The organism is Clostridium sp. BJN0013, from assembly GCF_040939125.1.
Classification (GTDB): Bacteria; Bacillota; Clostridia; order Clostridiales; family Clostridiaceae; genus Clostridium_B.
Window position 1 is genome coordinate 2,424,183 of record NZ_CP162495.1, and the last position, 13,395, is coordinate 2,437,577.

The window sequence follows — 13,395 nt, forward strand, 5'->3', positions numbered from 1 at the left end:
CTTTAATTTAACAAATCAAATCATTCTTAAATTGTTATAGCCTTGGGGTAAAAAAAATAAGTGGTAAACATTTATTAACCACTTTATCTATTAGAAATCAAATTTTTTATCTCTTCCATAAAAGTATTTATATCTTTAAATTGCCTATAAACAGATGCAAATCTCACATAAGATACCTCATCTACTTTTTTTAAGCTTTCCATAATCATTTCTCCTATGTCGGAAGAATTTATTTCTGTGAGAACACTGTTACTTATCTTCTTCTCTACCTCATCTGCTATTTCTTCAATCTGCTTTCTAGAAACAGGTCTCTTTTGACAGGCTTTCATAAGTCCATTTAATATTTTTGTCCTATCAAAATACTCTCTACTCATATTTTTCTTTATAACAAGCAAAGGAACATTTTCAATTTTCTCATAGGTTGTATACCTTTTATTACAGCTTAAACACTCTCTTCTTCTCCTTATAGCCATTTTATCGTCTGTAGATCTGGAATCCACCACCTTACTTTCTCCATATCCACAATAAGGGCATTTCAATTTTATTCACGTCCTTTTATAATATAGTATATATTATAATATAGTATATAAATAATTATACACTTTTTTGTTGAAAATTCCACTACCTATTCCTCTATGTGAACATTACTTTTCACTTACTATATTTTCTCCATCTATTAAAATTACATCCACCCCTATTTTTCTCACATTATCCCAGGGCACTTCCAAATCTTCATTTTTCCCAAAAAAAGATACTTTAGCTGTTTGAGAAGGTAGAATAATAGATATTATCCTATGTTCCTTGCAATTTACTTTTAAATCCTTTATAAATCCCAACTTTATTCCTGTATTTATATCTATAACCTCCATATCTCTTAAATTGGTTAAAGAAAATAAATCTTTTTGTAATTCCATATATGTAATCCCTCCATATTTTATTAATATAAACTAAACAATAAATTTAAATTCTTATACATACTTTCTCATATGCCTTAGTGCAGTTTTTTCTAATCTGGAAACTTGTGCCTGTGATATTCCTATTTCATGTGCTACTTCCATTTGAGTTCTCCCATCGAAAAATCTTAAGTTAAGTATTAATTTTTCTCTATCATTTAATTTTTTCATGGCCTCTTTTATAGATATATTTTCAAGCCAATTTTCATCAACATTTTTGGTATCACTTATTTGATCCATCACATAAATTGCATCTCCTCCATCATGGTATATAGGCTCAAATAAAGATACCGGATCCTGAATCGCATCCAGTGCAAATACTACTTCTTCCCTGGGTAATTCTAATTCTTTGGCTATTTGTGATATAGTAGGCTCTTTGTTATTTTCCCTTATTAATTTATCCCTAACCTGCAGTGCTCTATACGCAATATCTCTAAGAGAACGACTTACTCTTATTGAATTGTTATCCCTTAAGTATCTTCTTATTTCTCCTATAATCATAGGTACTGCATAAGTGGAAAATTTAACATTTTGACTCAAATCAAAATTGTCAATAGCCTTTATAAGCCCTATACATCCTACTTGAAATAGATCATCTACATTTTCTCCTCTGTTATTGAATCTCTGTATTACACTTAACACCAATCTTAAATTGCCTTTTATAAATTTTTCTCTAGCATCATTATCTCCCTGCTGCATTTTTATTAAAAGTTCTTTCATTTCTTTTTCTTTTAGAACTGGCAATTTTGATGTATTTACGCCACAAATTTCAACCTTATTAATTATCATGTAATCAGCCCCTTTAGAATATATAGCATTTTAAGTATTTACTAAGACGCTGAATTTTATACTAAAGACAAACTTATAACATTTTATTTATTTCTTTTCTTAATCTTTTTATTATTCTCTTTTCAAGTCTGGAAATATAGGATTGGGATATACCAAGTAAGTCCGCAACCTCTTTTTGAGTTTTTTCCTTTTTGCCATTTAATCCAAATCTTAAATTAACTATTTCTTTTTCTCTTTCACTTAATTTTTTCATGGCAATCATTAAAAGCTGTTTATCTACTTCATCTTCTATAAAACTATATACCACATCATTATCCGTTCCTAAAATATCAGAAAGCAATAATTCATTTCCATCCCAGTCTACATTTAAAGGCTCATAAAAAGAAATCTCTGCCTTTACTTTACTGTTCCTTCTTAAATACATTAATATTTCATTTTCTATACATCTAGAAGCATATGTAGCTAATTTTATCTTTTTTTCAGGATTAAAAGTATTTACTGCTTTTATAAGCCCTATAGTACCTACAGATACTAAATCTTCTACATTTACTCCTGTATTTTCAAATTTTCTGGCTATATAAACTACTAAACGCAAATTTCTTTCTATAAGGGTTGACCTTACTTTTTCATTTCCTGAAACTAATTTAGATACTAAATCTTCTTCCTCTTTTTTACTAAGTGGTGGAGGAAGTACATCATTTCCCCCTATATAGTATATATTTTTTATTGCAAATTTAAATTTTGTTAGTATTCTGTTTAATAATATTTTTAACCTAAGCATAATTATCCCCCACTATCAATTGTTTTTAATTATATTACCCCTCTAGATAAAAGAGCATGATAATCGCCAACCTGGCTTAGTTTATCCTGACAAAGAGCAATTATAACTTCTCTATACTTTACCTCTTTTCCAAAATTTATCTTTATTACATCCGGCTTAAATCCTAAAAGTTTTCCACTAGAACCATTTATAACTCTATAAGGTATATGAAACTTACTAAACTCCTCTAAATTCACATTCCCAAATACAGATTTTTCAACTATTACTACAGGTAAATTGGTAGCAGGTTCTCTTAGTTCATTTCCCGTATCTAAAAAAGCTTTTACTTTTTTTTCTTTATCTTTAAATATAATATCCACTTCATAAACCAAGCTAAACAAATCTCTTCTATCTTTAATATAAATTACTAATCTATCAATAGTTATATAAAATATCATAAGTGAGATAAAAAGCCACTGATATGGGAAATTAATTATCGTAGTACCATTTATATAGGAAGATCTATTATATTGAATAAATATACATATCCCTGCTAAAAGCATAGAGTATAGTATAAATATACATAAGATTTTAAAGTTAGTTATAATACCCTTATTACCAAAAGAAATATAAACCAGTGCCAGTGCCACTATCAATTTAAAATAGAAAGCAGAAAAAATGCTTAAACAAGGATAAATTAATGTAATTGTATATATACTTCCTATAAAAGCCCCTAAAAACATGCGCTTAAGATTTATCATCAATTTCAAAGTCCTACCGGTAATATATAATAGAAAAAAGTTCACTATTAAATTTACTAAAATTACTAAATCCAAAAATACAACCAATTATATGCTCACCTCCACCCATAGTTTATTAATATATATATTCTATTATATACTTATGAATTTCAAAATTTTGTCATTTTAAAATTGTGTATAATATTTTTATTTTCTATATTATGCCAAGAATTTTCCTTTTATTCTCAATAACTTCTTCCAATTTAATGATTTTTTAGTAATTGTAGATTATTATTGATTTTTATGTTTTTAAAAAATAATTTTATTTTAATTTATATAAAATGTTTAACATTTAAAGCAAATAGTAAAGCATAGAGAAAAAATAAAAAATCCACATATGGCATTTAATTGCCATATGTGGATTTTTTATTTTTTCTGCCTTCTTAAAAAAGCAGGTATTTCTAAATTATTTTCATCAAACTTTTCATATTCCATGGAAGCAGCAGCTTCACTTCTACTATTATTTATGTTATGGGATTGAGATTTTTTAACATCCTTTTTAGTTAAATCTTCTTTAATTTCATCTTTTTCAGCTTCAAAACCTGTAGCTATAACTGTAATTCTTATTTCATCTTTTATATTCTCATCTATAACAGCCCCAAATATTATATTTGCATCAGGATCTGCAGCTTCTTGAACTATTTCTGCGGCTTCATTTATTTCTAGTAACCCAAGATCTTGTCCACCAGTTATATTAAGAAGCACTCCAGTAGCCCCTACTATAGAAGTTTCAAGCAACGGGCTGGATATACCCTGTTTGGCAGCATCTTGTGCTCTATTATCTCCATTTCCTTTGCCTACACCCATATGTGCAAGACCTTTGTCTATCATAATTGTCCTTACATCTGCAAAATCTAAATTTACAAGGCCAGGTATGGTTATTAAATCTGATATGCCCTGTACACCTTGTCTTAATATATCATCTGCAAATCTAAAAGAGTCCATTAAAGTTGTTTTTTTATCCACTACAGAAAGAAGTCTTTCATTGGGTATTGTAACCAAAGTATCTACCTTATCCTTCAAATTTTTTATACCCATTTCTGCATGCAGCATCCTTTTCCTACCCTCAAAAGGGAAAGGCTTTGTAACTACTCCTACTGTAAGTATTCCCATAGATTTAGCAATTTCTGCAATTATAGGTGCTGCTCCAGTTCCAGTTCCTCCTCCCATTCCTGCTGTAATAAATACCATATCTGCCCCTTTTATAGCTTGTGTTATTTCGTCCTTATTCTCCTCAGCAGCTTTTTGTCCTATTTCAGGATTTGCTCCTGCTCCAAGTCCCTTAGTAAGTTTATCTCCTATTTGTATTTTTTGTGACGCCTGTGAAAGCATTAATGCCTGCTTGTCTGTGTTTATAGCTATAAATTCAACATTTTTTAATCCTTCTTTTATCATTCTATTTACTGCGTTATTTCCCCCGCCGCCACATCCTATTACTTTTATCTGTGCAAATTGTTGAACATCTACATCAAAATCTAACACAATACCTAAACCTCCCTTATTAAAAAAAGTCCGTAAAAAATTCTTTTATTTTTGTTACAAACCCCATATGTTTATCCTTATCATTCTTCTTTCCTGACCCCACAGTTATTTCTTCATAACTAACTGCATCTTCATTTTTATTTGCCTTAATATCTATATCTTTATATTCCATTGAATTAGAAACATCTTTTACTATGCCAACTGCCGTAACATACAGCGGACTTGAGGCTCCTATATATTTTGTAGTTCCAATTCTTACAAATTTTTCTAATTGATTTTTACTAAAATCTTCTATGCCTTTTATTGTAGCTATACCTCCTCCTACCAGAACTATACCTGAAAGCTTATCATAGTATTCAGAAATTCTTATTTCCTTATCTATTATAGAAAATAACTCTTCAACCCTAGCTTCTATAATCTGAGCTAAAATATCATAATCAACTTTAACCTTATTGTTATAGTCTGCATTAACTTCTATCTTTAAACTTTTTTTCCCGGGATCTACGCCAACACTCCCGTATTTTATTTTAAGTTTTTCTGCCTCTGAAAAAGGAAGCTTAAGGCATACTGCAATATCATTTGTTATAATGCTTCCACCTAAAGCTACAGTACTTATACTTCTTAAAATTCCCCCTTCATATATATAAATATTTATAGATTCTGAGCCTACGTCTACAAGAGCTACTCCCCTTTGAATTTCTTCTTCTTTTAATACTACTTGGGATATAGCTATAGGCTGAAATACTATTCCAAGTACCTTTATTCCTGCCTTATTTACACTTTTAAAAATATTATTTATTATAGTTGAACGAGCCAGTATTATCTGGGCATCCACTTCCAGCCTAAGTCCATTCATACCAATAGGGTCCTTTATATTATCATAACCGTCAATTATGTACTGCTCAGGTATTACTCCTATAACTTCTTTGTCGTTTGGAACAGTGATAATTTTAGCTGCTTTTAGAACTCTTCTCACGTCATTATACTTTATTTCACGATCTTCTGATGATACAGCAATTACCCCTTTATTCCAGACAAGTTCACTTATTCCTCCAGGTAAAGATATATATGCTTCAGTTATCTTAATATCTATCATTCTCTCCAGTGAACTTATGCAATTTTTTATGGATTCACAGGTATTATCTATATCTACAACTATTCCTTTTTTCACACCATTACAGCTTGAAGAAGTTATTCCTAATATTTGCATTTTCCCATCTCTGTCCACTTTTCCAGCTGCAGCACAAATATTGGATGAACCTATATCTATTCCAATTATATATCCACTCATAAAGTATGTCCCCCCCCTTTTCATAAACAGACTTTTCAGATTCAAGTGGAATTTTTACCACTTATTATTAATTTATCCGGAGACCTCTATTGTTTAATCTACAGCTTTTAAAAGTGGAGAATAAGCACTGCTACGCCTCTAGATAAGTTCTTCTAATATCCACATAGAGAAAAGTATTCCGCATAACAAACTCCATCCAAATATTAAAATTACTTGATATATCAAGAACAATAATTAATTCAAATCTGGGGATAATTTAATTTCCATATAAATTATTACCAAAAATTATTATCAGAAATTCAATTTATTGTATTTCTAATAATAAAATTATATATTATTAACTATAACTAAATTAACCACAGTGTTAAATTATCAGCTATAAAATAAAGGAAACCGTCAAAAATATATATTCAACAAAAAAACTAAATTTCCTCTTATATTTTATCACATTTTAATAAAATCTCAAATACAGTTAAATAATATAGATTGGAATTAAATTCATATTTATCCAGAATAAAGTGTTTTTTCCCCTTCAAACTTTATTTCATTTACAATTCATTAATTTTTTTAAATATAATTTCATAGTAATTTCATATAAAATATTAAATTTATTCATAGTAATGTTATTTTATTGGAATATATTTATAACATCGAACTAATTATATTATGATATATCCCAAATTAACTCCAATATACATTAAGGGAAAAAGCCTAAAGTTTTTTCCCTTCAAAATTGTATTTATAATTTTAATTAACTTTCTCTAAATCTTTTATTTTTATGCTTCGACTATGGGTAGTATGAATCCATTCTTTATCATTTTTATTCATAATACCCTGTAATGAAATAGGAAACCATGTAATTGCATAAATAGGATAGAGTATGTAGTAAAAAAATATTTTAAAATCTAATTTTTTTTCTAAAACCAGCATAAATGGAGTATATATAAATTGTAATATTGAAAATAATACGGCTGATATTGTAAGTAAATTAAAATTCACTGAATATATCACCGTATTAAAATTAGATATTAGATTGTATGTTTTCATAAAATACTGAACTCCTCCACTTATAACAGACAATCCTATAAGTACAGTTATTATAGGCTGAATGCTGTACAGTGCACAGTCAAAGAGAACAAAATTAAAAGTTTTTATTGATTTTTTTATAAGTTTAAAAAAATATCTACTTGATACATCTGCAAATCCTTGCATCCATCTCTTCCGCTGTTTCCAAGATTGAAAAAGTGTAAGAGGTTTTTCATCATATATTATGGCATTATGAGCCCACCCTATTTTATATCCATATAAAATTAATTTACAGGTAAATTCTAAATCTTCTGTAAGACAAGTTGCACCCCATCCCAATTCTTTTAAGATATCTGTATTTATACAAAAACCAGTTCCACCTAATTGAGTCGATAAACCCAAATTACTTCTAGCTAGTTGAAACATTCTATTACAGGTCCAAAATGCTATGGAATAACTTCCGGTTATCCATGTATCATAAGGATTTTTACTATCTAAATATCCTTGAACAACTTTATATCCTCTGCAAAGTTCTTTATTCATCTCTTTTAAAAAATTTTTATGTACAAGGTTATCTGCATCAAATATAGCAATTGCATCATATTTCTTTTTCATATCAAAAATTTTACGAAACATCCATTCCAGTGCATATCCTTTACCTCTTCTACTCCTGTCAACTCTTTCATATACAATAGCACCATTTTCTCTAGCTTTTATTGCCGTCTTATCCGTACAATTATCCGCAATAACAAAAATATCATATAATTCTTTAGGATATTCAAGCCTATTTAAGCTTTCTAAGATATCCTTAATTACAATTTCTTCATTATGAGCAGCCACGATTAATGCAAAACTATTCTTAGGTTCTACCTCTTGTTTATCCTTTCTCTTCCATATTCCAAAAAATGATATACACAAATAATATATTGATATTATATAAACCATGTAAGTTAAAACACGAGAGACATTAAGAATTATTTCTTTAAATATGCTCAATTTAATCCCCCCTAATTCAAGGTTATTTTAGCATAAATAAGAATTAATTACTATAGCAATGATAATAATTATGTGAATTATTTTACATAATTAAAAGAAGGGCAAAATAGCTTTATATAAAAATAGAACTTTTCAGTTCTATTTTTTGTCATAAGGTCATAGAGATATCATTCGAGTAAGTATATTGCGATCAATAGAATGGGCAAGAGCAGATTCATAAGATATATATCCTTTTCTGTAAAGTTCTGACAAAGACATATCCATTGTTTTCATTCCATATTTTATACCCGTTTGCATAGAAGATTCTATTTGATGAGTCTTGCCTTCCCTTATCATATTTTTAATAGCCTCTGTGGCAATCATAATTTCAAGTGCAGCTATTCTTCCCTTTCCATCTAACTTTGACAAAAGTTGTTGAGATACTATCCCCTTTATTACCGCTGATAATTGTATCTTTATTTGCTGCTGTTGATAAGGTGGAAATACATCTATAATTCTATCTATAGTTTGAGCTGCACCTATAGTATGTAAAGTAGAAAGTACCAAATGGCCAGTTTCAGCAGCAGTAAGTGCAATAGAAATCGTCTCTAAATCTCTCATTTCTCCAACTAAAATTACATCAGGATCTTCTCTTAATACTGCTTTTAAAGCATTAGCATAACTTAAAGAATCTTTACCTATTTCTCTTTGACTTATTAAAGACTTATTATGCTTATGCAAATACTCTATGGGATCTTCAAGGGTTATTATATGAGCTGCCCTGTTAGAATTTATTTCATTTATCATAGCTGCTAAAGTTGTACTTTTCCCACAGCCAGTGGGACCTGTTACTAAATTTAATCCTCTTTTATGACTTAATAATTCTTTTATCACTGGAGGAAAATTAAGTTCATTTAAAGTAGGTACCTTCAATCCTACAACTCTTACTGCAATAGCACTACTTCCTCTTTGTTTAAACACATTTACTCTGAATCTTCCAAGTCCTGATATAGAAAAGGATATATCAATTTCACCAATTCTCATATACTTTTCATAATCTTCTTCTAATATTTCTCTGCTAAATCTATCTGTATCCGATGGCTGTAATTTTTCCTTTCCCAATTTTTTAAGCTTTCCATTTATTCTCATAACAGGAGTCGCTCCCACTGTGAGATGTAAATCTGATGCATTTTCTTCTACAGTTTTTTCCAATAAACTTTTTAGCGATACCACTTTAGGTTCCCCTTTCACAAACATTTGCTATTTATATTTATATTATTACTATATACAATAAACTCATATCAGCTATTTTTACACTATCGAATTGATTACTTATTTAAACTATCCCTTATCTATAATCGTCCTTTATAACTAAATTTTTATATATATTTTTAATTTAAATAAAATTATTTTTTGTAAAAACTAAACAAGTATATAAATGGCAATATAAATTCCACGTATATGTTTTATTACTTTTATTATAATTTTCTAATATATAACTTAACATATACCATGGAATTTATTAAAAATATTAATTCTATTTTCATTATTTCTGCTAATATTACTTTGCACCATAATTTAGTTCTTTATATAACTTTTTTAAAGCTTTTTTTTCAATTCTGGATACATAAGATCTTGATATTCCAAGAATTTTAGCTATTTCCCTCTGAGTTTTTGGCTTACCTTCTAAAAGTCCATACCTCATTTCCACTACACTTTTTTCCCTTTGTGATAAACAGGTATTTATTTTAGAATATAATTTTTTTACTTGTATTTTTTGTTCTACTATTTCAATTATAGAATCTTCGTCGCTACTCAGTACATCCATGAGAGATATTTCATTACCTTCCTTATCTACACCTATTGGATCCTGCAAATACACTTCATTTTTAATTTTTTTATTATTCCTTATAAGCATTAATATTTCATTCTCTATGCATTTTGCCGCATATGTTGCCAGCCTGGTACCCTTACATGAATCAAAAGAATCTATTGCTTTAATTAATCCTACAGTTCCAATAGAAATCAGATCATCCACATCTTTACCAGGATATGAATATTTTTTTACAATATGTGCTACTAGCCTCAAATTTCTCTCTACTAAAATACTTTTAGCAAGTAAATCTCCTTCTTTTAATTTCTTTAAATAATACCTTTCTTCTTCATCATTTAAAGGTTGAGGAAATGAACTATTATTTGTAACATAAGCTGTCATAAACACTACATTTCCTAGAATGTCTAATAAGCAATTTGTTAAAAACACTGGCTGCTCCTCCTAATAGTGCTTATTAATATACTATGAACAGCCTTTTTAAAAAGTGCATATATAAAAAAATTTATTTGATTTTTTATATTTTATTTTAAATAAGGTTTTATCTTTAAAACTATATTTTTAAAAATTGGAGCTGCCGTATTTCCTCCACTTTCACTATCCTTATCTATATCTTGAACAAATACAACCATAGAATAATATTTCCCATAGACTTTAAAAAATCCTACAAACCATCCATCGGAATGTTCTTCTGCATTTTTATTTTGTCCTGTTAATTCTATCCTTTGAGTACTTCCAGTTTTTCCACCTACTTCCATACCATCTATATATGCAGATTTTCCAGTACCATTTTTTACTACATTTATCATTTGATTTTTCATCTCTTCTGCTGTAGATTTTTTTATTACAGAGGTACTTTCTGTACTTAATGCCTCTATAGTATTATTTTTGTCATTTACATAGGCATCCAATAGATAGGGTTTAACGTATGTTCCACCATTTATAACTGTATTTGGTATACTTATAGCCTCTATTGGCGTTATTCTGATATTCTGGCCTATAGCTGCAAGTCCTACACTACCATCACTGGAGTCAGGATTTTTTACTTCAAATAACCCTTCCTTTTCTCCGTCCAAATTTAATACTTTTTCAAATAATCCCTGAGATTTTGCATTATCATAAAAATTATTAAATCCAACCTTATTTCCTATCTGTGCAAATACATCATTAGAGGATAATGCTAAAGCTTCTCCTGATGTTAAAACATTATACTTTTTATTTTCTTCCCCATATAATCCTGTACTGGTAAATTTATCATTTGTTTTTATTATATTTTTATCAAGGCCAGCTTCTTCTACAATAACTTTAAATGTAGATCCTGGAAAAAAGCCATGATTAGTGGAAATACCTAAATTCACATTAGGTTTTGTATCATCCTTTTGTACTAAAGCTTTTATTCTACCAGTGCCAGCTTCCATTAAAATAACCCCAATTTGACCAAAATTTTTATTTTCACTACTATTTAATATTTCTTTTATGCTATTTTGTATATTTTTATCTAAAGTTAATCTTACATTCACATTATTCTCTGGCAAACTAGTTTTTTCATTTATTATTTTACCATTTGCATCTCTTTCAAATACAATTTGGAGCTTTTCATTATCTCTAGTTTTTTCATATATCTTCATCTCTAAAGAATCTTTAGATTTCATTGTATTATCTGCAGTTCTCTTGGGATTTAAAAGTAAATTTTCTATGCTCCATACTCCGGTTCTATTTAAAGGAGAATATTCATATATATAAAATCCATTTACATCATGTATATTTTTTAATTTATTATAAGTACTCAAATCAATCTGATAGTATAATTTTTGACTGGTATTCAATATTCCAACCTTAGCTAAATCATAATCCTCATTATAATTTCTAAGAGTATATATTAATGTCAACATACTTTCTGAATTTACATCTGGATTATCTTTTAAAAATATATCTGGGGATATTACAACATAATACTCTTTATTATAATTCATAATCTGTTGTCCATTACAATCATATAGTATATACTTGGCATCTGTCAAAGATTCTTTATAGGAATATTGAGAATTAGCCATTACGCTAAGCTCATCTTCTTTTAAATATTGCAGACTTATTATTTTAAAATATAGTATTAGAAATATAATATTAAAAATCAAAAATAAACTGCATTGTCTCTTTTTTATTAAATTTCTATTTATTTTTAACATAAAAAACACCTCATCTAGACTAAATTTTTGTCCAAAATAAGGTATTTTATTCATTGCTAAATAATTATTCAAATATATTTAAAATTTTTTTAATTTTATAAGCATATCTCCTTTTTCAAGCTTTTTATTTACCTTAGCTGTAAATATCATTTGGGCCACCGGTGCAGATTCTATTCCTTCACCCTCTTCATCTTTCAAATCATCTAAATTTACACAAAAACTATCTCCCTCTGGCCTTAGTACCTCTACATTATCTCTGTTAAAAACTTTATTTCTCTGCTCTATAACTGCTATACCCTTACAGTTATCATAACTTTTGACTATACCTACTATATCGTAATCTCTTATGTAAGAAGAGGTTTCATGAATCTGACTAGAAGTATCTCCAAAATAGAAGCCTGTGAAATAAACTCTATGGCTTGCTTTCATTAAATCTTCCATCCATTTATCTTGAAATACATAATTTTTAGGATCTTGAAAATAGGCATCAATAGCCCTCCTATAGGCCTTTACTACAGTAGCTACATAATAAGAACTTTTCATTCTGCCTTCTATTTTAAATGAATCTATACCACTTTTTACCAGTTCGGGAATATATTCTATCATACAGAGATCCTTTGAATTTAATATATAAGCTCCTCTATCATCTTCAAATACAGGGAAATATTCCCCAGGTCTTTTTTCTTCCATTAAATAATATTTATATCTACAGGGTTGGGCACACTGCCCTCTATTTGAATCTCTTCCTGTCATATAATTTGAAAGCACACACCTGCCTGAATAAGATATACACATGGAACCATGAACAAATGCCTCTATTTCACAGCTTTCTGGTAGATATTCTCTTATCTCTTTTATCTCTTTAAAGGACAACTCTCTTGCAAGTACTATTCTCTTCATACCCTGACTATGCCAGAAGCTGGCGGATTTCCAATTTACATTATTAGCTTGAGTGCTTAAATGCAATTCCAAGTCAGGTACAACTTCTTTTGCAGTAATTATTATTCCTGGATCTGATACAAGTATTGCATCTGCTTTTAATTCATATAAATTTTTTAAATAATCTTCCAATCCTTTTAAATCTTCATTGTGAGGAAATACATTTACAGTTATAAATACCTTTTTATTTCTACTATGGGCATACTCTATTCCTTCTTTTAGTTCTTCATCTGTAAAGTTATCTGCAAACGCCCTTAAATTCAGCCTGCTTCCTCCAAGATAAACCGCATCAGCCCCAAAATTTATGGCTGTTTTTAGTTTTTCTAAGTTTCCAGCTGGGGCTAAAAGCTCTGGTTTTTTCAC

At 28.9% G+C, this 13,395-nt stretch carries 12 protein-coding genes; all 12 read right to left on the minus strand.

Going from position 1 to position 13,395, the window contains the following annotated elements:
- Positions 1-83: 83 nt before the first annotated feature.
- The gene (gene nrdR / locus AB3K27_RS12320; protein WP_368487725.1) at positions 84-539 is read right to left on the minus strand and encodes a transcriptional regulator NrdR; all 456 of its coding nucleotides are present in this window, start codon (positions 537-539) and stop codon (positions 84-86) included.
- 105 nt (positions 540-644) lie between these two features.
- Positions 645-914 carry a YlmC/YmxH family sporulation protein gene (locus tag AB3K27_RS12325; RefSeq protein WP_368487726.1) on the minus strand — a complete coding sequence of 90 codons (270 nt, stop codon included), beginning with the start codon at positions 912-914 and terminating at the stop codon, positions 645-647.
- A 54-nt stretch (positions 915-968) separates the two neighbouring features.
- Positions 969-1,742, minus strand: a complete 774-nt coding sequence (gene sigG / locus AB3K27_RS12330; RefSeq protein ID WP_368487727.1) for an RNA polymerase sporulation sigma factor SigG — start codon at positions 1,740-1,742, stop codon at positions 969-971.
- Positions 1,743-1,815: 73 nt separating this feature from the next.
- Entirely contained in the window at positions 1,816-2,523 is a 708-nt protein-coding gene (gene sigE, locus AB3K27_RS12335) for an RNA polymerase sporulation sigma factor SigE (protein ID WP_368487728.1), read from the minus strand.
- Between the two features lie 29 nt (positions 2,524-2,552).
- The gene (gene spoIIGA / locus AB3K27_RS12340; protein ID WP_368487729.1) at positions 2,553-3,350 is read right to left on the minus strand and encodes a sigma-E processing peptidase SpoIIGA; all 798 of its coding nucleotides are present in this window, start codon (positions 3,348-3,350) and stop codon (positions 2,553-2,555) included.
- Between the two features lie 318 nt (positions 3,351-3,668).
- The gene (ftsZ, locus tag AB3K27_RS12345; protein WP_368487730.1) at positions 3,669-4,784 is read right to left on the minus strand and encodes a cell division protein FtsZ; all 1,116 of its coding nucleotides are present in this window, start codon (positions 4,782-4,784) and stop codon (positions 3,669-3,671) included.
- Positions 4,785-4,803: 19 nt separating this feature from the next.
- The gene (gene ftsA, locus AB3K27_RS12350) at positions 4,804-6,075 is read right to left on the minus strand and encodes a cell division protein FtsA (RefSeq protein ID WP_368487731.1); all 1,272 of its coding nucleotides are present in this window, start codon (positions 6,073-6,075) and stop codon (positions 4,804-4,806) included.
- Between the two features lie 747 nt (positions 6,076-6,822).
- Positions 6,823-8,097: a glycosyltransferase family 2 protein gene (locus tag AB3K27_RS12355; protein WP_368487732.1), complete on the minus strand. Its 1,275-nt coding sequence runs from the start codon at positions 8,095-8,097 to the stop codon at positions 6,823-6,825.
- A gap of 156 nt (positions 8,098-8,253) precedes the next feature.
- The gene (locus AB3K27_RS12360) at positions 8,254-9,309 is read right to left on the minus strand and encodes a type IV pilus twitching motility protein PilT (protein ID WP_368487733.1); all 1,056 of its coding nucleotides are present in this window, start codon (positions 9,307-9,309) and stop codon (positions 8,254-8,256) included.
- Positions 9,310-9,637: 328 nt separating this feature from the next.
- Positions 9,638-10,339 carry an RNA polymerase sporulation sigma factor SigK gene (gene sigK / locus AB3K27_RS12365; protein ID WP_368487734.1) on the minus strand — a complete coding sequence of 234 codons (702 nt, stop codon included), beginning with the start codon at positions 10,337-10,339 and terminating at the stop codon, positions 9,638-9,640.
- A gap of 92 nt (positions 10,340-10,431) precedes the next feature.
- On the minus strand, positions 10,432-12,165 hold the full coding sequence (locus AB3K27_RS12370) for a penicillin-binding transpeptidase domain-containing protein (RefSeq protein WP_368487735.1): 1,734 nt from the start codon (positions 12,163-12,165) through the stop codon (positions 10,432-10,434).
- A 6-nt stretch (positions 12,166-12,171) separates the two neighbouring features.
- The gene (locus AB3K27_RS12375) at positions 12,172-13,395 is read right to left on the minus strand and encodes a U32 family peptidase (protein ID WP_368487736.1); all 1,224 of its coding nucleotides are present in this window, start codon (positions 13,393-13,395) and stop codon (positions 12,172-12,174) included.

What these genes read in the sequence shown, in the direction of transcription:
- AB3K27_RS12325 (WP_368487726.1), bottom strand. Translation starts at nt 914, where the DNA reads ATGGAATTACAAAAAGATTTATTTTCTTTAACCAATTTAAGAGATATG.
- sigG (WP_368487727.1), bottom strand. Translation starts at nt 1,742, where the DNA reads ATGATAATTAATAAGGTTGAAATTTGTGGCGTAAATACATCAAAATTG.
- sigE (WP_368487728.1), bottom strand. Translation starts at nt 2,523, where the DNA reads ATGCTTAGGTTAAAAATATTATTAAACAGAATACTAACAAAATTTAAA.
- ftsA (WP_368487731.1), bottom strand. Translation starts at nt 6,075, where the DNA reads ATGAGTGGATATATAATTGGAATAGATATAGGTTCATCCAATATTTGT.